Origin of the sequence: Pseudomonas zanjanensis (genome assembly GCF_014268745.2) — a bacterium.
Classification (GTDB): domain Bacteria; phylum Pseudomonadota; class Gammaproteobacteria; order Pseudomonadales; family Pseudomonadaceae; genus Aquipseudomonas; species Aquipseudomonas zanjanensis.
Window position 1 is genome coordinate 1 of sequence record NZ_JABWRB020000009.1, and the last position, 22,970, is coordinate 22,970.

Here is a 22,970-nt window from a genome sequence, read left to right on the forward strand (position 1 = left end):
CTAAAACAGACCTTCCACCAAACACATAACCTTGTGGCGAGGGAGCTTGCTCCCGTTGGGCTGCGCAGCGGCCCCAAGCCCTCAAAAGCGACGACTGCTTCGCAGCCGAGCGGGAGCAAGCTCCCTCGCCACAAGAGCCCTGCAATCACCGCGTTTATTTCGATGTAGGACCACGTAGGAGCAGGCTACGCCGCCTTGCGCCATTGCCTACAACTACGCCAGAATCCGCCGGCTTGTGCGCCTTGGGCTCGGGCTTTATCGTTTCCCCGTCGCTGAAAATCAGCGATCGGGTTTAGCAGCTCGAACAACATCAAGGCACGCCAGCGTCGCCATTCGAACAGTCGATCATCATCGACTTGTCAGCATTATGGCGGCTATGCGTGGGGCACTTCGGTGCGCCGGGTTCCTTGATGCCTGGTCTGCTAACCCGCGTACAGCCGCCACCCTCTTCGTTTAGCAGCGACGGGGGACGACTCCACTCATCAAGGAGTTTCATCTATGTTCAAAGCAACCCCCAACCCGCCAGATACCGACCCAGCCAACCCGAACTCAAAAGAGTTCGACGAAACAGCTGACCGCGTCCTCGACTACTACCTCAACCCAAAACCCAGCAAACCCGAGGCCGATCCAAGCCAACTGTTCACCGTCGTCAATGGCGTCGACACCGAAACCCTGCTCGCCAACCTCAGCGAAAACCTGGCCTCGGCCAACGCCATGGTCAGCGACCTGGCATTCGACCTGAAAGGCTCCAGGCGGCAAGTCGCCCTAGGCATTCAGCAATTGATCGAACTAAGCGTTTTACTGGCGAACCGGGCACTGGACAACGTCGAACCCCGCCAGTCGACATAGCGCATCCCCCTGTGGCGAGGGAGCTTGCTCCCGTTGGGTTGCGCAGCGGCCCCAAGCCCTCAAAAGCGACGACTGCTTCGCAGCCGAGCGGGAGCAAGCTCCCTCGCCACAGTTAGTGCGCCAAGCCATCAAATAAAGGTCTCAACCGATACGCCGAAGCGCTCCGCCAGCCAGCGGATCTGCCTTAAATTGAGCTGACGCTTGCCACTCAATATCTCCGATACCACCGACTGGGTACCGACACCCGGCAAGTCGCTCTGGCTCTTCCCATGCTCGCGCATCAAATAACGAAGCGCCTCAACGCCAGTGGCCTTGGGCATCGGTCGGTGTTGATGATCCCAGGCCTCGATCCATTCACCGATAATGTCCACCAGGCTCATCAGCGGATGGGCTTCTTCTTCGCCAACCAACTCCAACAATTCATCGAGCGCTGCGACCAACCGGTCGTAATCCTCTTCGCTCCTGGGCTTACGCAGCAAGGGAGACACAAACTCCCAATGGGCGGCGACTTGTTCGATCAGTGCACTCATCCCTTTTCCTCATCGCATTTTGCTATGGACGAGTTAAGCACAAATCGCACTTATCGCAAATTGCGATAACGCTAGGAAGAAAGATGACAGCTTTTACGGCGAGGATTGTCTGGACGAGAGTCATCGCGAGCAAGCTCGCTCCACAGGGGTGGGGTGTTGTCGCAAATATCGCGGTCACACAGCCATCCATGTGGGAGCTTGCTCTCGATGGCGATCTTGAATTCATCGCCCCCTGATCACCCAACCTTATCGTTCCCCTGCTCAGGCGTCTCGATCCCCGGCTCTGCCTCTTCAACCCCCTTCTCCTTGGGTTTTGCCGGCGGCTTTTCCTCGGGATAACCGGGCATGCCGCGGGCGTCTTCAGGGGTCAGTTCGTCCCGATCATGGCGACGGTCGGTGGCGTAGGCCGGGGCGGCGTTGGGGTCTTCGTCGCGGCCGGCGGTGCCGAGGACGAAGCCGTCGTCGTTGGGGTTGTCCACTGTTTGGGGAGTGGCTGGGTCTTGAGGATGGCTCATGGGACCTCCTGAGTCTGCAAACAGGTACGTGGTGTCTTTTTGAGGCCGTGACAGCTTTTCAGTGCGGCGCACCTGATGAATGGCAACCTTGATAAATGTCCTTGGAAAAGCCTGGAGTGTGAGTTCCTGTGGGAGCGGGCTTGCTCGCGAAGGCGGCGTATCAGACACATAGATGTTGACTGATACACCGTCTTCGCGAGCAAGCCCGCTCCCACAAGGAGAATCCGGTGGCATTACTGTCTCCGTCCTACGCCATATCACTGTGGCTGAACTCCTCGGCCAGAAAGTCGATCAGCGTACGAACCGACGGCAGCAACCCGCGGCGTGAGGCGAAGATCGCATGGACGATCCCGCATTTCGGCGTCCAGCCCGGCACCAGTTCCACCAGCCGGCCGGCCGCGATGTCTTCGCGCACCACCACGGTGGGCAGGTGGGCGATGCCGATGCCTGCCAGCACCGCATGACGCAGGGCCAGCAGGTCGTCGGTGACCATGCGTGGCGCGTGACGGATCAGCGCGCGGGTGCCATCCGGGCCGAACAACTCCCACTGGTATTCCCGCTGCGCCGCGCCCCAGTGCACGCTGGGCAAGCCGTTGAGGTCCGCCGGGGAGGCCGGTGAAGACAAGCGCTCAAGGAACGCCGGGCTGCCCACCAGGCATTGGGTGCTGTTGCTCAGCACCTTCATGACCATGTCGGTGTTTTCCAGCGGCGGAAAGCGCACCCGCAAGGCGATATCGAACCCTTCATGGATCAAGTCGACCCGGCGGTTGGTGCTCTCGATGAACAACTCCACCCGCGGGTACTTGAGCATGTAGCGGGTCAACATCGGCCCGACCCAACTGTTGAGCAGCGCCGTCGGGCAACTGATGCGCACCAGCCCCTGGGGTTCGGAGCGGTTGCGCTCGATCACTTCCGCCGCGCTCTCGGCCTCGACCCGCATCGCCAGGCAGCGCTGGTAATAGGCCTGGCCGATCTCCGTCAGCGTGCAATGGCGGCTGGTGCGATGGAGCAACCGTACCCCGAGCCGCTCTTCCAACTGGGCGATACGCCGGCTGAGCTTTGACTTCGGCATGTCCAGCGCCCGGCCGGCCGCGGCGAACCCACGGTGCTCGACCACCTGGGTGAAATAGTAAAGCGTGTTGAGGTCTTCGATGATCGTTCTCCAGATAGAACGCTAAGGCTGATTTTCGCAGTCTAGCGCTTCAAAGGTGCCAGTTTTAATCTACACCCATCGAAACGCAACACGGATTCAAACCGGCGCTTCGGCCAGATGAGTCACCCAATAATCGCTGCACCGAATTCAAAACCTTAACCACGCCGAAACCTTCGGCAAACAAAACTTAATGAGGGCTACGCCATGACTACTTCCTACAACCGTCTCGACAAAGATAACGCCGCCGTTCTGCTGGTCGATCACCAAGCCGGTCTGCTGTCGCTGGTACGCGACATCGACCCGGACCGTTTCAAGAACAACGTACTGGCTCTGGCTGACCTGGCGAAGTACTTCCAACTGCCGACCATCCTCACCACCAGCTTCGAAACCGGCCCCAACGGCCCGTTGATGCCCGAGCTCAAGACATTGTTCCCGGACGCGCCGTACATCGCCCGTCCTGGCCAGATCAACGCCTGGGACAACGAAGATTTCGTCAAGGCAATCAAGGCCACTGGCAAGAAACAACTGATCATCGCCGGCGTCGTCACCGAAGTCTGCGTAGCCTTCCCGGCCCTGTCAGCCCTGGCTGAAGGTTTCGAAGTGTTCGTGGTCACCGATGCATCTGGCACGTTCAACGAACTGACCCGTCAATCGGCCTGGGACCGCATGTCTTCCTCCGGTGCGCAATTGATGACCTGGTTCGGCCTGGCCTGTGAACTGCACCGCGACTGGCGCAACGACGTGGAAGGCCTGGCGACCCTGTTCTCCAACCACATCCCGGACTACCGCAACCTGATGACCAGCTACAACACGCTGACCAACGCAAAATAACTGGCAACACTGAACTAAATGTGGGAGCGGGCTTGCTCGCGAAGACGGTGTGTCAGTCGACATCTAGGTGTCTGACACACCGCATTCGCGAGCAAGCCCGCTCCCACAGGTTTTTGCAGTGGTTTCTATATAGTGTTCAATCTGTGCCAATGATTTTCTGGAGACTGACCTGATGCTGATCCCCTGCCCCCATTGCAACGGGCTCAATCGCATACCCGCCGAACGCCTGGGCGACCAGCCCAAGTGCGGGCGCTGCAAGGCCCAGGTGTTATTGAGCAAGCCGTTCGAACTCAAGCAAGGCGACTATGCCAGCCAGATCAAAGGCGACCTGCCGTTGCTGGTGGATGTGTGGGCCGATTGGTGTGGGCCATGCAAGTCCTTCGCGCCCGTGTTCGAACAGGTCGCCGCGCAACTGGCGGGCAAATGTCGGCTGGCCAAGCTCGACAGCGAGGCCAACCAACAGTTGTCGGCACAGTTGGGGATCCGCTCGATTCCCAGTCTGATTCTGTTCAAGGATGGCCGGGAAGTGGCGCGCCAGAGTGGGGCGTTTCCCTTGCCTCAATTGATGAGCTGGTTGCGCAGCCAGGGGATTTGAAGCCATGAGATGAATGTGTGCGAGCTTTGTGGGAGCAAAGCTTGCTCGCGATCCAGGCGCTGCGGTCCTCAAGAGACCGCGGCGTTTTCATCGCGGGCAAGCCTTGCTCCCACAAAGCCCGCTCACACATCTTGGTTTTGCACAGGTCAGATTCAGGCGCTTTCCAGCAGGCTATGCAACTCCATGAACTGTTGGGTCAGTTTGTGTCGCGGGTCGAGGTGGATCAGCGGCAGGCTAGCCTGGTGGGATTCGCGCATGCGCACCGAACTGCTCAGGTACACCGGCAACACCGGCAGGCCTTCGGCGATCAGTTCGTCGAGAATCTGCTGGGGCAGGCTGGCGCGGGCCTGGAACTGGTTGACTACGATACCTTCGACTTCCAGGCCTTCGTTATGGTCGTCCTTGAGCTCTTCGATTTCCGCCAGCAGGCCGTACAGGGCCTGACGGGAAAAACTGTCGCAGTCAAAAGGTATCAATACCCGATCAGCGGCGATCAGCGCCGAAACCGCATAGAAATTCAAGGCTGGCGGGGTGTCCAGGTAAATCCGGTCGTAATCCTCCTCCAGCTCTTCGAGCAATTTGCGCAGCTTGTTGATCTTGTGCTTGGCCTCGAGCTTGGGCTGCAGGTCCGTCAGCTCCGCCGTGGCGGTGATGACATGCAGGTTGTCGAAGGGTGTTTCGTAGATATCCACCTTGTTCTTTTTCGAGAACGGACCGGACGACAGGGTCTGCTTGAAGAAATCGGCAATGCCCATGGGGATGTCATCGCCGGTCAGGCCAGTCAGGTATTGAGTGGAGTTGGCCTGGGCATCCAGGTCTATCAATAGCGTGCGATAGCCTTCGCTGGCGCTGACCGCCGCCAGATTGCAGGCGATGCTGGACTTGCCCACGCCACCTTTCTGATTGAACACCACACGCCGCATGTCAAAACCTCCGTGTATCAAAGATTCCCGAGTGTAGTAGGGCGCGACACCGCTTAGCTACCTTCTGCGTAGAAGGACTACAGCGACGGTGGCTTTTCCAACGATTCAGGCGTCAATTAAGTCCAGTCAATGACAGGAACAACCGACAGACAAACTCGCGATGATCGCGACAATGGTCTTGCCTGGCACTGAGCGGACCAACCCGTACGTTTTTGCTGGACAAAATGTAACCAGTATTTGCTACAAGCCAACCGCACCGGGATAATGCGCGCCACTTGGGTCGCAAGGCCATGCAGGGTTGGACGCGGGTCAAACCACTGAACCGTGACAATAAAAGCCCGCAGGGGTGGGGTGAAGTTTGTGATCAATTTCAATATCGCCCAATGGCGCGCATGGGCCCCTGGGCTCGAAAGCGTGGATGATTGGCAGGCATGGAGCCGACAGCCGGTCGTATTGCCAGCCAGCGATGCCGCCCCTGACGTCTCGTTCCTGCCCGCCATGCAACGCCGGCGCCTCAGTCGCCTGGCGCGGATGGCCTTCAGCGTCGGCTGGCCACTGGCCGAGGGCCGTCCGGCCCTACCGTTGGTCTTTATTTCCCGTCACGGTGAAACCCCGCGCACTTTCGAGATTCTGAAGGACCTGGCGGCCGACCTGCCCTTGTCGCCGACCCAATTCAGCCTGTCGGTCCATAACGCGGTGATCGGCCTGTGGTCGATCATGCGCGGCGAAACCAGCGAAATGACCGCCCTGGCCGCCACGGGCGATGGGTTGGAGCACGGCGTGCTGGAGGCCGCAGCGCTGTTGAACGAAGGCTCGCCGGCGGTGTTGCTGGTGATTACCGAAGAACAACCGCCGCAGGTCTACGCACCGTGGGTCGATGACGTGCCTTTTCCCTATGCCGTGGGCCTGCTGCTGACCCCGGGCGACGATTGGCAACTGGACCTGTCCGCACAGGCCGACCACTCGCCAGGCGGCGACTGGCCCCATGCCCTGGATCTGTTGCGTACCCTGCTGAACAACGAAACCACCTGCCAACATGCCTGGAAGAATCGTGTATGGACCTGGCAACGCAACCGGTGACCGGCAAACATCGCGACGCCTATTACTGGCGCCTGGTCGCGACCGCCGCCAGCTTCGCCCTGTTCGGGCTGGGCGGGCTGTGCCTGCGTTTGCTGGTGTTCCCGTTGCTGGCCTGGTTGCCCGGAGATGCCAAGGCCCACCGACAAAGGGCTCGTCGCACCGTCGGGCGGTTGTTCTGGTTCTTTATCCGATTCATGGCCCGCACCGGGGTGCTCACCTACCAGATCGATGGTGCCGAACGGCTCGGGCGTCCCGGACAGATGATCATTGCCAATCACCCGTCGCTGATCGACGTGGTGTTCCTGATCGGGCTGGTGCGCGACGCCAACTGCGTGGTCAAGCAAAGCCTGTGGGAGAATCCTTTCACCCGTGGTCCATTGCGTTCTACCCAATACATCAGCAACGACGGCAGCATGGACATGCTCGATGCCGCCAGCGACGCCTTGCAAAATGGCCAGACGCTGATCGTCTTTCCCGAAGGGACGCGCACCCAGCCAGGCCAGGTGCCGGCCTTTCATCGGGGGGCCGCGGCCATTGCCCTGCGGGGTGCGAAAATCCTCACGCCCGTCACGATCAAGGTCAACCCCACGACCCTGACCAAGGCCGAACCCTGGTATCGCATCCCTTGGTGTCGCGTGCACTTCAGTTTTCACGTCGGGGCCGATATAGACCCACAGGCGTTCGCCGCGCTCGGCCCGCCACCCCAGGCTTCGCGCAGGCTCAACGATTTCTTGCATCACTATTACATCAAGGAGCTCGCCGAAGATGAGCGATCTGCACCGTGACATCAAACAGCTGATCATCGAAGCCCTTGGCCTGGAAGACATCGGCATCGACGACATCGGCGACCATCAGACCCTGTTCGGCGAAGGCCTGGGCCTGGACTCGGTGGATGCCCTGGAGCTTGGCCTGGCGATTCAGAAAAAATATGGCATCAAGATCGACGCCGACGCCAAGGACACCCGTAACCATTTCAGCAATGTGGCAAGCCTTGCGGCCTTCGTCACTGCAAAAAGCGCCTGAGACCGACCATGCAAACTCGTGACGACATTTTCAACACCCTGCGTGATGCCCTGGTCGAACTCTTCGAACTGGACCCAGCACGCGTGACGCTGGAATCGAACCTGTACCAGGACCTGGAAATCGACAGCATCGATGCGGTCGACCTGATCGATCACATCAAGCGCCAGACTGGCAAGAAAATCGCGGCCGAAGAATTCAAGTCGGTGCGCACCGTCAATGACGTGGTCGAGGCGGTCTATCGACTGGTCCAACCGGCCGCATGACCCGGCTGATTGGCCTCGGCCTGCTGCTGGCAGGCCTGCTGTACCCCTTTGCGGTGTATTTCGGCATGGAGCATTTCGCCCCGTGGCAGTTCGGGCTGCTGCTGGGGAGCCTGTGGCTGGCCCGGGCGTTGCTTGGCAAGGGCGGCGCCGGCAGCCGTTGGATGGCTGTCACGGCGATCGGTTTTTGTGTGTTGCTCGCGCTGTTCGACAGCCCGCTCCTGCTGCGCTGGTACCCGGTGCTGATCAGCGGGTTCATGCTCGGGCTGTTCGCCCTGAGCCTGAAATACGGCCCGCCGATGGTCGAACGCCTGGCCCGCCTGCGCGAACCGCAGCTGCCGGCCAAGGCCGTGGTGTATACCCGCCAGGTCACGGTGGCCTGGTGTGTGTTTTTCCTGTGTAACGGTTTGCTCGCCGCCGCCCTGACCATTTGGGCGCCGCTGAGCTGGTGGATGTTGTACACCGGCCTGATTTCCTACGGATTGATGGGGCTGCTGTTTGCCATTGAATGGCTCATACGACAACGGGTAAGAGGCCGCCCATGAATTGGATAACACTTGAGCAGATGTTGCTCAGGGCTCAGCCGGAACGCACCGTTACGGTCGCTCCGGCGCTGGATCATTCGCAACTGCGGGAGGCGGCGTTGTGCCTGGCGGCCGGCCTGCAAGCCAGGGGCGCGCGGCATGTGGCGGTGCACCTGGACGATGCCGCCGACCTGGCCATCGCCCTGCTCGGCGCTTGGCGTGCCGGGGTGCGGGTCCTGCTGCCCGCCGACCTGCAAGCGCAGACACGCCAGCGCTGGGCGGCGGACGTGGACCTGTGGCTGACCGACCAGCCCGGCGACACCCATCCCGGCGACGTGCGACACGCACCGATGGATGGCGCCGAACTGAACCTCGATCACTGTTGGCTGAGCCTGTGCACCTCCGGCTCCAGCGGCGAGCCCAAGCGCATCGAGAAAACCCTGCGGCAGTTGAGTAACGAAGTCCAGGCCCTGGAACAGCTGTGGGGCGCCGACCTCGGCCCGGCCTGCATGATCGGCAGCGTGGCCGCCCAGCACATCTACGGGCTGCTGTTCCGGGTGCTGTGGCCGCTGTGCGCCGGGCGTCCATTCATGCGTCGGCAACTGGCGTTTCCCGAGGACCTGCAACGGGCCAGCCGCGAACAACCGGCGTTCGCCTGGGTCGCCAGCCCGGCATTGCTCAAGCGCATGGGCGACAACCTCGATTGGCCGGCCCTGAGCAGCGTGCGCCGAGTGTTTTCCTCTGGCGGCGCCTTGCCCTCCGAGGCTGCACAAAGCTTGCAGCGACGCCTGGGACAATGGCCGACGGAAATTTTCGGCAGCTCGGAAACCGGCGGCATCGCCTGGCGCCAGGGCGGCGGATTGTGGCAACCCTTTGCCGGCGTTGAGTTGAGCCAGGACAGCGACGGCGCCTTGCTGATCGCTTCGCCCTATCTGCCGGCCGGGCATGTGGAACATACCGCTGACGCAGCGCGGATCGCCGACGACGGGCGCTTCGAGCTGCTCGGGCGACTGGACCGTATCGTCAAGCTTGAAGAAAAACGCATTTCCCTGCCGATGCTGGAACAAGCATTGGTGGCCCACGACTGGGTCAGCGAAGCGCGATTGGGCGTGGTGCAGGAGAATCGTGCCTCCCTTGGCGCGCTGGTAGTGCTGAGTGATGCCGGCCTGCATGCCTTGCGCAACCAGGGCAGACGCGCCGTTACCGAGGGCCTGCGCCGGCACCTGAGCGCCCACTGCGAAACCCTCGCCCTGCCACGGCGCTGGCGCTGGCTGCGGCAGTTGCCGCTCAACGCCCAGGGCAAGTTGCCCCAGGCCGAGGTCGAGGCGCTGCTGCTGGCGCCACGTCCAAAAGGCCCCGAAGTCCTGGAGCGAGTCGAAACCGATGGGGAGTGGAGCCTGCAATTGATCGTGCCGCCAGACCTGGCGTACTTCAGCGGTCATTTTCCCTCCGCGCCGGTGTTGCCAGGCGTGGTGCAGGTCGACTGGGCCTTGAGCCTCGGCCGACAACTGCTGGACCTGCCGCCCCGATTTGTCGGCATGGAAGTGCTGAAATTCCAGCAACTGGTGCGCCCCGGCGATGAAATCCAGCTGCACCTGCGTTTCGACCGCGAGCGCGGCAAGCTGTACTTTGCCTTCCGCAATGACACGGCGGTGTGCTCCAGTGGGCGGATTGTGTTGGGGGGCAACAATGCTTAGGCATCTGCACAAATCACTGTGGCGAGGGAGCTTGCTCCCGCTGGGCTGCGAAGCAGCCCCTGGTTTTGCAAGAGCGAGCGCTTCGCACTCGAGCGGGAGCAAGCTCCCTCGCCACAATGGATTTGTGAAGGGCAGAAAACATGCATAACCCCTGCGCCGTCATCCCGGTCTACAACCACGAAACCGCCATCTCGGCGGTGGTCCTGGCGTTGCTCGCCAACGGCCTGCCCTGTGTGCTGGTGGATGACGCCAGCAGCCCGGCGTGTGCCGCGGTGCTGGAACGGCTGGCCGAAGGCGAGCAGGTGCATCTGCTCAGGCTGGCCGTCAACCAGGGCAAGGGCGGTGCAGTGATGGCCGGCCTGCGCGAAGCCTCGCGCCTGGGTTTCAGCCATGCGCTGCAGGTGGACGCCGACGGACAGCACGATCTTGGCGACGTGAAAACGTTCATCGAGCAATCCCGGGCCCACCCGGACGCGGTGATCTGTGGGTATCCGCACTACGACGCCAGCGTGCCGAAAGGCCGCCTGTATGCGCGCTACCTGACCCACGTCATGGTCTGGATCAACAGCCTGTCCCTGAAAATCCGCGACTCGATGTGCGGTTTTCGGGTCTATCCCTTGGCACCGACCCTGGCCGTGATCGACTCGGCCAACATCGGCAAGCGCATGGATTTCGACTCGGACATCCTCGTGCGCCTGGCCTGGCGCAATCAGCCGATGCACTGGCTGCACACCCGGGTCCATTACCCCCAGGATGGGGTTTCGCACTTTCGCCTGTTCCACGACAACGTGCTGATTTCCAGCATGCACACCCGGTTGTTCTTCGGCATGCTGGTGCGCTTTCCCCTGATACTCTGGCGACGGTGGCGGGCATGAGTCTTCAGGCAGACAAACAGCATTGGGCCGACCGCCAGGAGCGCGGCAGTTACTGGCTGATGAAACTCACCGCCCTCGCCGCCAAGGTGCTCGGCCGGCGCTTGCTGACGCCGGTGCTATACGGCATCGTCCTGTACTTCTTCATTTTCGGTCGTAGCGCCCGGCAGGCGGCCTGGCAATACCAGCAACGCCTGGCCGACTGGAGCGCACGTCCCGAATTGCGCCCGACCCGCTGGCGGGTGTTCGGGCAGTTCATGGCCTTTGCCGATTCCCTGCTCGATAAACTCGACGTCTGGAACGGCAAGCTGAGCATCGACCAGATCGAAATCGTCGACCCGGCGCTGTTGCGCAATCACCTGCGCGATGCCCGCGGACAAATGCTGGTGGGCGCGCACCTGGGCAACCTGGAGATGTGCCGGGCCCTGGCCGAGCTGGGCGAGAAAGTCACCATGAACGTGCTGGTGCACACCAAGCACGCCGAGCAGTTCAACCGCTTGCTGGGCGAAGCCGGCGCCACGCACCTGCGGCTGATCCAGGTCAGCGAACTGGACCCGGTGATCATGTTGCAGCTGAGCGAACGCCTGGAGCGCGGCGAATGGCTGGCGATTGCTGGCGACCGCGTGCCGCTGCACGGCGGGCGCAGCGTGACCGTGGATTTCATGGGCCACCCGGCGGCATTCCCGCAAGGCCCGTGGTTGCTGGCCGGCCTGCTCAAATGCCCGGTCAACCTGCTGATGTGCCTCAAGCACGAGGGGCGCTATCGCGTCACCCTCGAACCCTTCGCCGATGCCGTGACGTGGAAGCGCAACGAGCGTGAGCAAGTGATCGCCCACTGGGCCGCCCGCTACGCCGAACGCCTGGCGCAATACTGCCTCCAGGGCCCGCAACAGTGGTTCAACTTTTACCCTTTCTGGAAGACCGATGACGATGCCCACTCTTGAGCCGGTAACCTTCGGCGAACGCCCCTTGCGCATTGAAGACGTGCTGGCCCTGGCCAACCGCCAGGCGCCGACGCAGTTGCAGGATGACCCGGCGTTCCGCCTGCGCATCGCCAAGGGTGCGCAATTCCTCGATTCCCTGCTGGACAAGGAAGGCGTGATCTACGGCGTGACCACCGGTTACGGCGACTCTTGCGTGGTGGCCGTGCCGCTGCACCACGTCGAGGCCCTGCCCCGTCACCTGTACACGTTCCACGGCTGCGGCTTGGGCAAGCTGCTCGACGCCCAGGCCACTCGCGCCGTGCTCGCGGCGCGTTTGCAGTCGCTGTGCCACGGCGTGTCGGGGGTGCGGGTGGAACTGCTGGAACGCCTCCAGGCCTTTCTCGAACACGACATCCTGCCGCTGATTCCGGAAGAAGGTTCGGTGGGCGCCAGCGGCGATTTGACGCCGCTGTCCTACGTCGCCGCCACGCTTTCCGGCGAACGGGAGGTCATGTTCCGTGGCGAGCGCCGCCTGGCCGCCGACGTGCACCGTGAACTGGGCTGGACGCCGCTGGTGCTGCGGCCCAAGGAAGCCCTGGCGCTGATGAACGGCACCGCGGTGATGACCGGCCTGGCCTGCCTGGCCTTCGCCCGCGCCGACTACCTGCTGCAATTGGCGACCCGCATCACCGCGCTGAACGTGGTCGCCCTGCAAGGCAACCCGGAACACTTCGATGAACGCCTGTTCGCCGCCAAACCACATCCGGGGCAGATGCAAGTCGCCGCGTGGCTGCGCAAGGACCTGGCAATCGACGCGCCGACCGCGCCACTGCATCGCCTGCAAGATCGCTATTCCCTGCGCTGCGCGCCGCATGTGCTCGGGGTATTGGCCGACAGCCTGGGCTGGCTGCGCGGGTTCATCGAAACCGAACTCAACAGCGCCAACGACAACCCGATCATCGACGCCGAAGCCGAGCGCGTGCTCCATGGCGGGCATTTCTACGGCGGGCATATCGCCTTCGCCATGGACAGCCTGAAGAACCTGGTGGCCAACGTCGCCGACCTGCTGGACCGGCAACTCGCGCTGCTGGTGGACGAGCGCTACAACCACGGCCTGCCGAGCAACCTTTCCGGCGCCAGTGCCGAGCGAGCGATGCTCAACCACGGCTTCAAGGCCGTGCAGATCGGCACCAGCGCCTGGACCGCCGAAGCCCTGAAAAACACCATGCCGGCCAGCGTGTTCTCGCGCTCCACCGAGTGCCACAACCAGGACAAGGTGAGCATGGGCACCATCGCCGCCCGGGATGCGATCCGCGTGCTGGAACTGACCGAACAAGTGGCCGCCGCCACCTTGCTCGCCGCCAACCAGGGCGTCTGGCTGCGCAGCCGTGCCGAAGACGCACGTCCACTGCCACCGGCCCTGGCCGCCATGCACGAGCAACTGGCCGAGGATTTCCCTCCGGTCATCGAAGACCGCGCCCTGGAAGGCGAACTGCGCCTGTGCCTGCAACGTATCGCCGAGCAACACTGGAGGCTGCATGCGTAGCCAAGGTGTTTTGCACGTCGACACGCAGATCGTGGTGCCATTTTTCGACGTCGATTCGATGAACGTGGTCTGGCACGGCCATTACGTCAAATACCTGGAAGTGGCCCGCTGTGCCCTGCTCGACCTGATCGGCCACAACTACAACGACATGCTCGAATCGGGCCATGCGTGGCCGGTGATCGACCTGCAGTTGCGCTACGTACGCGGTGCCGTGTTCGGCCAGGCCCTGACCGTGCGCGCCAGCCTGGTGGAGTGGGAAAACCGGCTGAAGATCAATTACCTGATCAGTGACGCCGCGACAGGCGAACGCTTCACCCGGGCCAGTTCAGTGCAAGTGGCCGTGGACATGGCCACTCGCGAGATGCTGCTGGCCTCGCCACGGGTCTTTGTCGAAGCCGTCGAGAGGAAACTGTCATGAAGCGCCTGTTCATCTGGTTGCTGCTGTGCAGCCTGTCGCCGCTGGCCCAAGCGTTCGATCTACAACAATTAAGTGACCAGCTGGCCCGCCCGGAGGTGATCCACGGCCAGTTCATCCAGGAAAAACACCTGCGCGCCCTGCCCCAACCCCTCACCAGCAAGGGCCGCTTCGTGCTGGCGAAAAACCACGGGCTGCTGTGGTTGCTGCAAACCCCGCTGCAACAGGACTACCGCATCACCGCCCAGGGCATCGCCCGGCGGGACGGCAATGCCTGGCAAATGCTGCCGAACAAGAGTGCCGGCGCCGAGCAGAACCGGCTGTTCCTGGCGGTATTGCAGGGCGACAGCAGTGGCCTGCAACGGGATTTCGAGCTGAGCCTGTCGGGCGAGCCGCAGCAGTGGAAGCTCACCTTGACCCCGCGCTCGGTGCTGCTCAAGCAAGTCTTCAACCAGATCAACATCGACGGCGGCGAACTGGTCCAGCGCATCGAATTGCTGGAAACCCAGGGCGACAGCACCGTGCTGCGCATGCTGGACGCTACCGCCGCGCAACCTTTGAGCGAAGCGGAGCAACATGATTTTGCCGAGTGAACGGATGCTGCCCCGGCTGTTCCTGATCCTGCTGCTGGCGGTGCTCGCGCTCGCCGGCTGGCAATGGCGCAACGGCGCGCCGCTGTCGGCCAACCTCATGGAGCTGGTGCCGGGCACATCGCCCGACGCCCTGGAACTGATCGCCGAGCAGCGCATGCAGGAGCCGCTCAACCGCGAGGTGCTGGTGCTGGTCGGCCATACCGATCGCCAGCAAGCCATCGCCCTGGCGCAAACCCTGGGCGAGCAATGGCAGGCCAGCGGCCTGTTCGACAAGGTGCAGTGGACGCTGCAGGCCGACGTGCCGGCGCTGCGCACGCAACTGCTCAACGGCCGGCTGGCGATGCTCTCGGCGGCGGACCGGGAGCAATTGATCGAGCAGCCCCAGGCCTTCATCCAGCAGCGGGTGCAGGCCTTGTTCGATCCGTTCAGCGGTTTCAGCCTGGTGCCGAACCAGGACGATTGGCTGGGCCTGACCGGGCGTATCCAGAACAGCCAGCCACAACGCGGTGCGATCCAATTCGACATCGGCAGCGGTGCATTGGTCGCCGATGCCGACGGTAAAAGCTGGGTGATGCTGCGGGCCCGCGCCCAGGGCAACGCGTTCGACATGAACCTGCCGCTGCAAGTGGCCGAGCTGCTGCAACGCAGCCGCGACCAGGCGAGCCAGGCCCAAGGGCAATTGCTGGCCGCCAGTGGCCTGCTGTACGCCGCCAGCGGCCAGCAACAGGCGTCGCGGGAAATCACCTGGGTTGGCGGTGGTGCAACCATCGGCATCTTGATGCTGCTGTTGCTGGCCTTCCGGCGCCTGCGTGTGTGGCTGGCGTTCGTGCCGGTGCTGGTGGGCATGCTGTTCGGCGCGGTGGCGTGCGTGGCGTTGTTCGGACGCATGCATGTGATGACGTTGGTGCTGGGTTCGAGCCTGATCGGTGTCGCGGTGGATTACCCGCTGCACTACCTGTCCAAGAGCTGGAGCCTCAAGCCGTGGCGCAGCTGGCCGGCCTTGCGCCTGACCCTGCCGGGGCTGAGCCTGAGCCTGGCGACCACCTGCATCGGCTACCTGGCCCTGGCCTGGACGCCGTTCCCGGCCCTGACCCAGATCGCGATATTCTCCGCCGCCGGGCTGGTCGGCGCCTACTTGACCGCGGTCTGCCTGTTGCCGGCGCTGCTCAAAGGCGCAGACCTGCGTCCGGCCCAGTGGCCGCTGCGGCTGTGCGAATGCCTGCTCCAGATCCGCCAAGCGTTATTGGCAAGGGTGCCCACGCCGGTGCTGCTGGTGCTGTTGCTGAGCTTCTGCGCGGGCGGCCTCTGGCACCTGACCACGAAAAACGATATCCGCCAATGGATCGGCACGCCCCAGCACCTCACCGACGAAGCCCGCGACATCGCGCGCATCACCGGCTTTCAGCCCACCAGCCAGTTCTTCCTGATCCGCGCCGATGATCAGCCCCAACTGCTGGAGCGCCAGACCGCCCTCAACGAGCGACTGGACCAGTTGATCGCCCTGGAAAAACTCCAAGGCTACCTGTCACTGAACCAACTGGTAAGCCCGCCCGCCGACCAGCAGAAAGTGCGCCAAGCACTGGCCCGATTGCCGGACTTCTGGCAACCGCTGCTTGACCTGGGCGTGCCGGTCGCCGCACTGCAAGGGGAGCTGGCGCAATTGCAGGCCTTGCCGGTGACAGACATCGATGCCGCGCTGGCCGGTCCCCTGGCCGAGCCGTACCGCACACTCTGGCTCGGCCCCACGACGCAAGGCGTGGCCGCCATGATCAGCCTGCAAGGCTTGAACGATGCCGCGCTGCTGCGCGTGCAAGCCGTAGACCTGCCGGGCGTGCAACTGGTGGATCGCCTGGGTGACCTGAACCGGGTCTTCGCCGCCACGCAGGTCAGCGCCGCCGAGTTGAAACTGGCCTCCTGCGTGCTGATTGTGCTGCTGCTGATCTGGCCTTTCGGGGTTAGCGCGGCCTTGCGCATCGTTGCCCTGCCGTTGCTGGCCGCGCTATGCAGCCTGGCGAGCCTCGGCTGGCTGGGACAACCACTGACGTTGTTCAGCCTGTTCGGCCTGTTGCTGGTGACGGCCATCGGCGTCGATTACGCGATCCTGATGCGCGAACAGATCGGCGGTGCCGCCGTGAGCCTGCTGGGCACCCTGCTGGCAGCGGTCACCACCTGGCTGTCGTTCGGCCTGCTGGCATTGTCCAGCACACCCGCGGTGAGTAACTTCGGCCTGGCGGTGAGCCTGGGGCTGGCGTTCAGTTTCATGCTGGCGCCGTGGGTCGGGCGCCAGGAACACCCTATACCTGCTCAAGAAGATCAACGATGACCCAGGATATTCAAGGAATCCCCATGCCTGTCACTGAAACGGAATATCGCCAGGTCGTCATCATCGGTGCCGGCCCCTCCGGTGCCATCGCCGCTGCCCTGCTCAAGCGCAAGGGCCACGATGTGCTGGTCATCGAGCGCCAGCATTTTCCACGGTTCTCCATCGGTGAGAGCCTGTTGTCCCATTGCCTGGATTTCGTTGAAGAAGCCGGCATGCTCGATGCGGTGAATGCCGCCGGCTTCCAGCGCAAGAACGGCGCCGCGTTTGCCTGGGGCGAACGCTACAGCGCCTTCGATTTTGGCGAAACCTTCAGCAACGGCAAGCCCACGACTTTCCAGGTGCAACGCGCCGACTTCGACAAGTTGCTGGCCGACCAGGCCGCCCTGCAAGGCGTGGAAATCCGCTACGGCCAAGCGATCACCAGCGCCGACTTCAGCCTCGCCAAGCCACGCCTGGGCGTGCAGCGCGAAGACGGCAGCGAGTACCGTGTCGAAGCCGACTTCGTGCTCGATGCCAGCGGCTATGGCCGCGTCCTGCCGCGCCTGCTGGACCTTGAGGCGCCGTCGAACTTCCCGGTGCGCCAGGCCGTGTTCACCCACATCGAGGATCGCATCGACGCCCCGGCGTTCGACCGGGAAAAAATCCTCATCACCACCCACCCGAGCAAACGCGACGTGTGGTTCTGGACCATTCCGTTCAGTGGCGGACGCTGCTCGGTGGGCGTGGTCGCGGCGGCGGAACATTTCGCCGGCCGCACCGACGACCTCGATGCGTGCCTGCGCGGTTTCATCGACGAAACCCCGAGCCTGGCCGGCGTACTGCAGAACGCGGTGTGGGATACTCCGGCGCGGACCATCGGCGGCTACTCGGCCAACGTCAAGACCCTGCACGGCCCGGGCTTTGCCCTGTTGGGCAACGCCGCGGAATTCCTCGACCCGGTGTTCTCCTCCGGCGTGACCATTGCCATGCGGTCGGCGAGCATGGCCGCCGACGTGCTCCACCGTCAGCTGCAAGGGGAAAGCGTGGATTGGCAAAGTGAGTTCGCCGAACCGCTCAAGCGCGGCGTCGATACCTTCCGCTGCTACGTCGAAGGCTGGTACGCCGGGACGTTCCAGGACGTGATTTTCTACACTGAAGGCTCTGACGACATCCGCCGCATGATCAGCTCGATCCTGGCCGGCTACGCCTGGGATCAGCGCAACCCGTTCGTCAGTGAACCCAAGCGGCGCCTGCGCATGCTCTCGGAAATCTGCGCGAGCCCGGCGCCGAGTCAGCAACCATGAGCTACCTGAGCGACAACTACGTCGAAGAAACCCGCTTCGGCTTCTGGTTCCTGCGCAGCCACACCTGGCAGCACCATGTGTTGCGCGTGGCGATCAACGACCTGCGCAGCCTGTTCAGCACCGCGCTGCCGACCAACCCGGTACTGCTGGACGCCGGCTGCGGCCAGGGCAAGTCGTTCCAGTACCTGCGCCAGGCGTTCGCACCACAACGCCTGATCGGCGTGGATGCCGACCCTCACAGCCTCGACCTGAGCCGGGAGGAAGCCGCGCGCCAGGGCATGGCCGTGGAGCTGATCGGCAGCGACTGCGCGACCTTGGCGGTGCCCGACGCCAGCGTCGACCTGCTGTTCTGCCACCAGACGTTCCATCACCTGGTGGAACAGGAAAAAGCCCTCGCCGAGTTCTACCGCGTCCTCAAGCCCGGCGGCTATTTGCTGTTCGCCGAATCCACCGAAGCCTACATCGACACCTGGGTGATCCGCTGGCTGTTCCGCCATCCGATGCACGTGCAGAAAAGTGCTGCGCAGTACCTGCAGATGATCCGCGATCAAGGGTTCCAGTTCGAAGAACGCAACGTGTCCTACCCGTACCTGTGGTGGAGCCGCGCCAAGGATTTCGGCCTGCTGGAGCGCTTCGGCCTACGCCGGCCCAAGCCCTTTGGCGAACGTGAGGAAACCTTGGTCAACGTGGTGGCGCGCAAGCCTTGCGAAGGGGCTGCCGGATGATCCGTGGCCTGCTGATCGCCTGCGTGTTGCTGCTCAGTGCCTGCGCCAGCCAGGCACCGTTGCCCGCCCGCACGCCAACCCTGGCGCTGCCGATGCAACTGCACATCGAGCGGACAATGGCCGGCCAGCGTCAGGACTGGTTGCTGGTGGTCCAGCGCGAAGGCACTGGCATCCGTTGGTCGATGATGGACCCGTTGGGCATTCCCCTGGCCCGCCAGCGCCTGGTCGATGGCCAGTGGCAGGCCGACGGTCTGCTGCCCCCCAATGCCGAGGCCCGGGAGTTGTTCGCCGCCCTGCTGTTCGCCCTGACGCCTGAGGTCGAGCTGCCCGGCAACTACCCGGCGGCGCGACAACAGGCCTCGCAACGGAGCCTCGAGAATCGTTGGCAGGTGCGCTACACACAACCGCTGGATTTTGAAATGAGCCTGCCCCAAGGCCTGCGCTACCGCATCACACCGTTGACCGAGAACGCCCCATGACTCATGCCGATCAGCCAAGTGAACACCACGGGGAAACACACAAACCGTGGCGAGGGAGCTTGCTCCCGCTGGGTCGGTCCGACGCCTCGGGCGCAGCAGCCCAAAAACAGGGCCGCTTCGCGCCCCAGCGGGAGCAAGCTCCCTCGCCACAGGATTATTGCTCGGCTTTATTTCTCTTACTGACTGGCATTAGCCCATGACCGCCTATTTGAATGCCCTCGGGGTGATCTGCGCCCTGGGTCGCGACAAACACACCGTCGCGCGCAACCTGTTTGCCGGCGACTGCTCGGGCGTGCGTATCGAGGACGGCTGGGTGGCCGAACGGGCCTTGCCGGTCGCCGCGGTGCCCGGTGAACTCGCGTCCATCCCCCCGGCCCTGGCAGCGCAACGCAGCCGCAACAATCAACTGCTGTTGGAGGCGGGGCTGCAAATCCGCGCCGAGATCGACCAAGCCATCCAGGCCTACGGTCGCGCCCGCATCGGCATCGTCCTGGGCACCAGCACATCGGGTATCGATGAGGCCAGCCAGGGCATCGCCCATTACCTGCGCGAGCAACGCTTCCCTGACGGCTATGACTACCAGCAACAGGAGCTCAGCGCGCCGGCCAACTTTCTTTCCGACTGGCTCGGCCTCAGTGGCCCGTCCTACGTGATTTCCACGGCCTGCACCTCCAGCGCCCGCGCCTTGATGAGCGCCCGGCGCCTGTTGGACCTGGGCCTGTGCGATGCCGTGCTGTGCGGTGGCGTGGACAGCTTGTGCAAATTGACCCTCAACGGTTTTTCCGCACTGGAGGCGGTGTCGAACGAGCGCTGCAATCCGTTCTCGGTGAACCGCAGCGGCATCAACATCGGCGAAGCAGCGGTGCTGTTTCTCATGTCCAAGACGCCAGGCGAGGGTGTACCGATTGCCTTGCTCGGCGACGGCGCCAGTTCCGATGCCCACCATATTTCCGCGCCTGAGCCCAGCGGTCGCGGCGCGCGCCAGGCCATGGAAAAAGCCCTGCGCTGCGCCGGCCTCGACGCCAGCCAGATCGATTACCTGAACCTGCACGGCACCGCCACGCAACACAATGACGCCATGGAAAGCCAGGCCGTGGCCGGGCTGTTTCCGGCGGGCGTGCCCTGCTCGTCCACCAAGCCCATGACCGGCCATACCCTCGGTGCGGCGGGGGCGTTGGAAGCGGCGTTCTGTTGGCTGGCCCTGAGCACCGAAAACACCGCCCTGGCCCTGCCGCCGCATGTCTGGGACGGCCAGGCCGATCCTGCCCTGCCGGCGCTGGACTGGGTCACCATCCACACCCGCCTGGACCCGGCCACCCCGCGTCGCCTGATGAGCAACTCATTTGCCTTCGGCGGCAACAACGTCAGCCTGATTATCGGAGACGCCCCATGATTGACTGGCCGCTCGCCGAACTGCTGCCCCATGCCGGCGACATGATCCTCATCGACCGGATCCTGTCGTTCGATGACGAACAGATCCACACCCACGCCACCGTCACGTCCGGCGGCTTGTTCAACCGCGACGACGGTGCACTGCCGGCCTGGGTCGGCATCGAGTTGATGGCCCAGAGTGTCGCGGCGTTTGCCGGTTGCCACGCACGCCAACGCGGCGATGCCGTGGCGCTGGGTTTTCTGCTCGGCACCCGCAAGTTCGAATGCAACGTCGACTGTTTTCCCCTTGGCACCGAGCTGAGCATCCATGGCGTGCGCTCCCTGGAAGACGACAACGGCATGGGCGTGTTCGAATGCCACATCCACGCGCCAGGCATCCATGCCACGGCCCGGCTCAATGTCTTCCGTCCGCCCCAGGCCGCCCATTACCTTCATGAACCGCCCGCAACAGGAAACCCGTCATGACTGAATCCGTACTGGTCACCGGCTCCAGCCGTGGCATCGGTCGCGCGATCGCCCTGCGCCTGGCCCAGGCTGGGCATGACATCGTGCTGCACTGCCGCAGCGGCCGCGCCGAGGCCGAAACGGTCCAGGCGCAAATCCAGGCCTTGGGCCGCAACGCCCGGGTGCTGCAATTCGACGTGGCCGACCGCGCCGCCTGCAAGGCCGTTCTCGAAGCCGACGTGGAAACCCACGGCGCCTATTACGGCGTGGTGCTCAATGCCGGCCTGACCCGCGATGGCGCCTTCCCGGCCCTGAGCGAGGACGACTGGGATGTGGTGATGCGCACCAACCTCGACGGTTTCTACAACGTGCTGCATCCGGTGATGATGCCGATGATCCGTCGCCGCGCCGCCGGACGGATCGTCTGCATCACCTCGGTTTCCGGGCTGATCGGCAATCGCGGCCAGGTCAACTACAGTGCCTCGAAGGCTGGGTTGATCGGCGCGGCCAAGGCATTGGCAATCGAGTTGGGCAAGCGCAAGATCACCGTCAATTGCGTCGCGCCGGGGTTGATCGACACTGCCATGCTCGATGAAAACGTACCCGTGGAAGAACTGATGAAAATGATCCCCGCCCAGCGCATGGGCACCCCGGAAGAAGTGGCGGGCGCGGTGAACTTCCTGATGTCCGCCGAAGCCGGCTACATCACCCGGCAGGTCCTGGCCGTCAACGGAGGCTTGTGCTGATGAAGCGCGTCGTCGTCACCGGCATGGCCGGCATCACGTCCATAGGCAGCGACTGGGACACCATCGCCGCCAACTTCGCCGCCAACCGCAGCGGCATCCGACGCATGGATGAGTGGGACCGTTTCACCGAACTGAACACCCGCCTGGCCGGGCCCATCGACGACTTCCAGGTTCCGGCCCACTGGACCCGCAAGCAACTACGCAGCATGGGCCGGGTCTCGCGCCTGGCGGTGGGCGCGGCGGAACAGGCCCTGGCCGATGCCGGCCTGCTGGGCGACGAATCGATCAAGGACGGGCGCATGGGCGTGTCCTGCGGTTCGTCCACCGGCAGCACCGACGAGATCAAGGCGTTCGGCAACATGCTGCTCAACAGCGTGGCCGAAGGGTTGAACGCCAACTCCTACGTGCGAATGATGCCCCACACCACGGCGGCCAACATCAGCATCTTCTTCGGGCTGACCGGACGCCTGATCCCGACGTCCAGTGCCTGCACCAGCGGCAGTCACGGCATCGGCTATGCCTACGAAGCCATCAAGTTCGGCCGCCTGCCGTTGATGCTCGCCGGCGGCGCGGAAGAACTGTGCCCGACCGAAGCGATGGTCTTCGATGCCCTATACGCCACCAGCCTGAAAAACGATGCGCCGCAAACCAGCCCCCGGCCCTACGACAAGGGTCGCGATGGCTTGGTGATCGGCGAAGGCGCCGGCATGCTCGTGCTGGAAGAACTGGAGCACGCCCTGGCCCGGGGCGCACGGATTCACGCCGAGATCGTCGGCTTTGGCAGCAACGCCGACGGCCAGCACGCCACCCGTCCCGAACTGATCACCATGCGCCGGGCCATGGAACTGGCCTTGGAAGACGCCGGCCTCGAACCCTCGGCCATCGGCTACGTCAATGGCCATGGCACCGCCACCGAACAGGGCGACATTGCCGAAACCCAGGCCACGAGCAGCCTGTTTGGCGAACACATGCCCATCAGCTCGCAGAAGAGCTTCCTCGGCCACACCCTGGGCGCCTGCGGAGCGCTGGAGTCCTGGTTCAGCATCGAAATGCTGAACCGCGACCTCTACGTGCACACGTTCAACCTCGATGAAGTCGACCCCCAGTGCGGCAAGCTCGATTACCTGCGCAACGAATTCCGGCCGATGAGCCATGAATACGTGATGAACAACAACTTCGCCTTCGGTGGGGTCAACACCTCGCTGATTTTCCGCCGCTGGCATTGATAACCGCTATCCCTGGTCAAGGA

Annotated in this window: 26 protein-coding genes; 22 read left to right on the forward strand and 4 right to left on the reverse strand. The window is 63.4% G+C overall.

Translation table 11 applies throughout. From position 1 onward, the window contains the following. Window positions 1-498: 498 nt before the first annotated feature. Window positions 499-849 carry a DUF6124 family protein gene (locus tag HU715_RS26205; protein WP_186706036.1) on the forward strand — a complete coding sequence of 117 codons (351 nt, stop codon included), beginning with the start codon at window positions 499-501 and terminating at the stop codon, window positions 847-849. Window positions 850-977: 128 nt separating this feature from the next. Here the strand turns inward: HU715_RS26205 and HU715_RS26210 are convergent, their stop codons facing one another. From HU715_RS26210 to HU715_RS26220, 3 genes are all read right to left on the reverse strand, one after another. Further along, the gene (locus HU715_RS26210) at window positions 978-1,379 is read right to left on the reverse strand and encodes a helix-turn-helix domain-containing protein (protein ID WP_186706037.1); all 402 of its coding nucleotides are present in this window, start codon (window positions 1,377-1,379) and stop codon (window positions 978-980) included. 236 nt (window positions 1,380-1,615) lie between these two features. Next, complete coding sequence (locus tag HU715_RS26215; protein WP_186706038.1) at window positions 1,616-1,894, reverse strand: hypothetical protein; 279 nt, start codon at window positions 1,892-1,894, stop codon at window positions 1,616-1,618. Between the two features lie 247 nt (window positions 1,895-2,141). After that, window positions 2,142-3,047: a LysR family transcriptional regulator gene (locus HU715_RS26220; RefSeq protein WP_217884362.1), complete on the reverse strand. Its 906-nt coding sequence runs from the start codon at window positions 3,045-3,047 to the stop codon at window positions 2,142-2,144. A 204-nt stretch (window positions 3,048-3,251) separates the two neighbouring features. Here HU715_RS26220 and ycaC point away from each other — a divergent pair, with 204 nt between their 5' ends. Beyond that, window positions 3,252-3,878 carry an isochorismate family cysteine hydrolase YcaC gene (gene ycaC, locus HU715_RS26225; RefSeq protein ID WP_018603387.1) on the forward strand — a complete coding sequence of 209 codons (627 nt, stop codon included), beginning with the start codon at window positions 3,252-3,254 and terminating at the stop codon, window positions 3,876-3,878. Window positions 3,879-4,050: 172 nt separating this feature from the next. Beyond that, window positions 4,051-4,473, forward strand: a complete 423-nt coding sequence (gene trxC / locus HU715_RS26230; RefSeq protein WP_186706039.1) for a thioredoxin TrxC — start codon at window positions 4,051-4,053, stop codon at window positions 4,471-4,473. Window positions 4,474-4,625: 152 nt separating this feature from the next. On the opposite strand, the gene HU715_RS26235 is transcribed toward trxC, so the two are convergent. After that, on the reverse strand, window positions 4,626-5,396 hold the full coding sequence (locus tag HU715_RS26235; protein WP_186706040.1) for a ParA family protein: 771 nt from the start codon (window positions 5,394-5,396) through the stop codon (window positions 4,626-4,628). 360 nt (window positions 5,397-5,756) lie between these two features. Between HU715_RS26235 and HU715_RS26240 the strand changes: the two genes are divergently transcribed. The 19 genes from HU715_RS26240 to HU715_RS26330 all read left to right on the forward strand — a co-directional run bounded on the left by HU715_RS26240 (window position 5,757) and on the right by HU715_RS26330 (window position 22,947). Beyond that, complete coding sequence (locus HU715_RS26240; protein ID WP_186706041.1) at window positions 5,757-6,476, forward strand: beta-ketoacyl synthase chain length factor; 720 nt, start codon at window positions 5,757-5,759, stop codon at window positions 6,474-6,476. Beyond that, on the forward strand, window positions 6,452-7,261 hold the full coding sequence (locus HU715_RS26245) for a lysophospholipid acyltransferase family protein (protein ID WP_186706042.1): 810 nt from the start codon (window positions 6,452-6,454) through the stop codon (window positions 7,259-7,261). Before HU715_RS26240 ends, HU715_RS26245 begins: the two co-directional genes overlap by 25 nt. Then, window positions 7,242-7,499 (forward strand): phosphopantetheine-binding protein, encoded by a 258-nt coding sequence (locus tag HU715_RS26250; RefSeq protein WP_186706043.1) that lies wholly within the window; start codon window positions 7,242-7,244, stop codon window positions 7,497-7,499. The genes HU715_RS26245 and HU715_RS26250 overlap by 20 nt, the downstream gene beginning before the upstream one ends. An 8-nt stretch (window positions 7,500-7,507) precedes the next feature. After that, window positions 7,508-7,762, forward strand: a complete 255-nt coding sequence (locus tag HU715_RS26255) for an acyl carrier protein (RefSeq protein ID WP_186706044.1) — start codon at window positions 7,508-7,510, stop codon at window positions 7,760-7,762. After that, window positions 7,759-8,304: a COG4648 family protein gene (locus tag HU715_RS26260; RefSeq protein ID WP_186706045.1), complete on the forward strand. Its 546-nt coding sequence runs from the start codon at window positions 7,759-7,761 to the stop codon at window positions 8,302-8,304. The genes HU715_RS26255 and HU715_RS26260 overlap by 4 nt, the downstream gene beginning before the upstream one ends. After that, entirely contained in the window at window positions 8,301-9,980 is a 1,680-nt protein-coding gene (locus HU715_RS26265) for an ApeI family dehydratase (RefSeq protein WP_186706046.1), read from the forward strand. Before HU715_RS26260 ends, HU715_RS26265 begins: the two co-directional genes overlap by 4 nt. Before the next feature lie 140 nt (window positions 9,981-10,120). Next, on the forward strand, window positions 10,121-10,855 hold the full coding sequence (locus HU715_RS26270; RefSeq protein WP_186706047.1) for a glycosyltransferase family 2 protein: 735 nt from the start codon (window positions 10,121-10,123) through the stop codon (window positions 10,853-10,855). Further along, window positions 10,852-11,796 carry a lysophospholipid acyltransferase family protein gene (locus HU715_RS26275; protein ID WP_186706048.1) on the forward strand — a complete coding sequence of 315 codons (945 nt, stop codon included), beginning with the start codon at window positions 10,852-10,854 and terminating at the stop codon, window positions 11,794-11,796. Before HU715_RS26270 ends, HU715_RS26275 begins: the two co-directional genes overlap by 4 nt. Continuing rightward, window positions 11,777-13,321 carry an HAL/PAL/TAL family ammonia-lyase gene (locus tag HU715_RS26280; protein WP_186706049.1) on the forward strand — a complete coding sequence of 515 codons (1,545 nt, stop codon included), beginning with the start codon at window positions 11,777-11,779 and terminating at the stop codon, window positions 13,319-13,321. Before HU715_RS26275 ends, HU715_RS26280 begins: the two co-directional genes overlap by 20 nt. After that, complete coding sequence (locus HU715_RS26285; RefSeq protein WP_186706050.1) at window positions 13,314-13,739, forward strand: acyl-CoA thioesterase; 426 nt, start codon at window positions 13,314-13,316, stop codon at window positions 13,737-13,739. The genes HU715_RS26280 and HU715_RS26285 overlap by 8 nt, the downstream gene beginning before the upstream one ends. Next, the gene (locus HU715_RS26290; protein ID WP_186706051.1) at window positions 13,736-14,329 is read left to right on the forward strand and encodes a LolA family protein; all 594 of its coding nucleotides are present in this window, start codon (window positions 13,736-13,738) and stop codon (window positions 14,327-14,329) included. Before HU715_RS26285 ends, HU715_RS26290 begins: the two co-directional genes overlap by 4 nt. Then, window positions 14,313-16,652, forward strand: coding sequence for an MMPL family transporter (locus tag HU715_RS26295; protein ID WP_186706052.1), 2,340 nt, complete (start codon window positions 14,313-14,315; stop codon window positions 16,650-16,652). The genes HU715_RS26290 and HU715_RS26295 overlap by 17 nt, the downstream gene beginning before the upstream one ends. A 23-nt stretch (window positions 16,653-16,675) precedes the next feature. Then, window positions 16,676-17,935, forward strand: coding sequence for an NAD(P)/FAD-dependent oxidoreductase (locus tag HU715_RS26300; RefSeq protein ID WP_186706053.1), 1,260 nt, complete (start codon window positions 16,676-16,678; stop codon window positions 17,933-17,935). Next, window positions 17,932-18,660 carry a class I SAM-dependent methyltransferase gene (locus HU715_RS26305; RefSeq protein ID WP_186706054.1) on the forward strand — a complete coding sequence of 243 codons (729 nt, stop codon included), beginning with the start codon at window positions 17,932-17,934 and terminating at the stop codon, window positions 18,658-18,660. Before HU715_RS26300 ends, HU715_RS26305 begins: the two co-directional genes overlap by 4 nt. Further along, window positions 18,657-19,139 (forward strand): DUF3261 domain-containing protein, encoded by a 483-nt coding sequence (locus HU715_RS26310; RefSeq protein WP_186706055.1) that lies wholly within the window; start codon window positions 18,657-18,659, stop codon window positions 19,137-19,139. Before HU715_RS26305 ends, HU715_RS26310 begins: the two co-directional genes overlap by 4 nt. 196 nt (window positions 19,140-19,335) lie before the next feature. Next, window positions 19,336-20,532 carry a beta-ketoacyl-[acyl-carrier-protein] synthase family protein gene (locus tag HU715_RS26315; protein WP_186706056.1) on the forward strand — a complete coding sequence of 399 codons (1,197 nt, stop codon included), beginning with the start codon at window positions 19,336-19,338 and terminating at the stop codon, window positions 20,530-20,532. Beyond that, window positions 20,529-20,996, forward strand: a complete 468-nt coding sequence (locus HU715_RS26320) for a hotdog family protein (RefSeq protein WP_186706057.1) — start codon at window positions 20,529-20,531, stop codon at window positions 20,994-20,996. The genes HU715_RS26315 and HU715_RS26320 overlap by 4 nt, the downstream gene beginning before the upstream one ends. Further along, a complete protein-coding gene (gene fabG / locus HU715_RS26325) occupies window positions 20,993-21,721 on the forward strand; it encodes a 3-oxoacyl-ACP reductase FabG (protein WP_186706058.1) in 729 nt (242 codons plus the stop codon). The genes HU715_RS26320 and fabG overlap by 4 nt, the downstream gene beginning before the upstream one ends. Further along, window positions 21,721-22,947 carry a beta-ketoacyl-ACP synthase gene (locus HU715_RS26330; RefSeq protein WP_186706059.1) on the forward strand — a complete coding sequence of 409 codons (1,227 nt, stop codon included), beginning with the start codon at window positions 21,721-21,723 and terminating at the stop codon, window positions 22,945-22,947. The genes fabG and HU715_RS26330 overlap by 1 nt, the downstream gene beginning before the upstream one ends. The last annotated feature ends 23 nt before the right edge of the window (window positions 22,948-22,970 follow it).

Excerpts from the sequence above, each read along its gene's own strand:
- HU715_RS26305 (WP_186706054.1), top strand. The coding sequence starts at position 17,932 with ATGAGCTACCTGAGCGACAACTACGTCGAAGAAACCCGCTTCGGCTTC.
- trxC (WP_186706039.1), top strand. The coding sequence starts at position 4,051 with ATGCTGATCCCCTGCCCCCATTGCAACGGGCTCAATCGCATACCCGCC.
- HU715_RS26275 (WP_186706048.1), top strand. The coding sequence starts at position 10,852 with ATGAGTCTTCAGGCAGACAAACAGCATTGGGCCGACCGCCAGGAGCGC.
- ycaC (WP_018603387.1), top strand. The coding sequence starts at position 3,252 with ATGACTACTTCCTACAACCGTCTCGACAAAGATAACGCCGCCGTTCTG.
- HU715_RS26265 (WP_186706046.1), top strand. The coding sequence starts at position 8,301 with ATGAATTGGATAACACTTGAGCAGATGTTGCTCAGGGCTCAGCCGGAA.
- HU715_RS26205 (WP_186706036.1), top strand. The coding sequence starts at position 499 with ATGTTCAAAGCAACCCCCAACCCGCCAGATACCGACCCAGCCAACCCG.
- HU715_RS26270 (WP_186706047.1), top strand. The coding sequence starts at position 10,121 with ATGCATAACCCCTGCGCCGTCATCCCGGTCTACAACCACGAAACCGCC.
- HU715_RS26210 (WP_186706037.1), bottom strand. The coding sequence starts at position 1,379 with ATGAGTGCACTGATCGAACAAGTCGCCGCCCATTGGGAGTTTGTGTCT.
- HU715_RS26250 (WP_186706043.1), top strand. The coding sequence starts at position 7,242 with ATGAGCGATCTGCACCGTGACATCAAACAGCTGATCATCGAAGCCCTT.
- HU715_RS26285 (WP_186706050.1), top strand. The coding sequence starts at position 13,314 with ATGCGTAGCCAAGGTGTTTTGCACGTCGACACGCAGATCGTGGTGCCA.
- HU715_RS26245 (WP_186706042.1), top strand. The coding sequence starts at position 6,452 with ATGGACCTGGCAACGCAACCGGTGACCGGCAAACATCGCGACGCCTAT.
- HU715_RS26215 (WP_186706038.1), bottom strand. The coding sequence starts at position 1,894 with ATGAGCCATCCTCAAGACCCAGCCACTCCCCAAACAGTGGACAACCCC.
- fabG (WP_186706058.1), top strand. The coding sequence starts at position 20,993 with ATGACTGAATCCGTACTGGTCACCGGCTCCAGCCGTGGCATCGGTCGC.
- HU715_RS26255 (WP_186706044.1), top strand. The coding sequence starts at position 7,508 with ATGCAAACTCGTGACGACATTTTCAACACCCTGCGTGATGCCCTGGTC.
- HU715_RS26320 (WP_186706057.1), top strand. The coding sequence starts at position 20,529 with ATGATTGACTGGCCGCTCGCCGAACTGCTGCCCCATGCCGGCGACATG.
- HU715_RS26310 (WP_186706055.1), top strand. The coding sequence starts at position 18,657 with ATGATCCGTGGCCTGCTGATCGCCTGCGTGTTGCTGCTCAGTGCCTGC.
- HU715_RS26260 (WP_186706045.1), top strand. The coding sequence starts at position 7,759 with ATGACCCGGCTGATTGGCCTCGGCCTGCTGCTGGCAGGCCTGCTGTAC.
- HU715_RS26330 (WP_186706059.1), top strand. The coding sequence starts at position 21,721 with ATGAAGCGCGTCGTCGTCACCGGCATGGCCGGCATCACGTCCATAGGC.
- HU715_RS26295 (WP_186706052.1), top strand. The coding sequence starts at position 14,313 with ATGATTTTGCCGAGTGAACGGATGCTGCCCCGGCTGTTCCTGATCCTG.
- HU715_RS26235 (WP_186706040.1), bottom strand. The coding sequence starts at position 5,396 with ATGCGGCGTGTGGTGTTCAATCAGAAAGGTGGCGTGGGCAAGTCCAGC.
- HU715_RS26315 (WP_186706056.1), top strand. The coding sequence starts at position 19,336 with ATGACCGCCTATTTGAATGCCCTCGGGGTGATCTGCGCCCTGGGTCGC.
- HU715_RS26280 (WP_186706049.1), top strand. The coding sequence starts at position 11,777 with ATGACGATGCCCACTCTTGAGCCGGTAACCTTCGGCGAACGCCCCTTG.
- HU715_RS26290 (WP_186706051.1), top strand. The coding sequence starts at position 13,736 with ATGAAGCGCCTGTTCATCTGGTTGCTGCTGTGCAGCCTGTCGCCGCTG.
- HU715_RS26300 (WP_186706053.1), top strand. The coding sequence starts at position 16,676 with ATGCCTGTCACTGAAACGGAATATCGCCAGGTCGTCATCATCGGTGCC.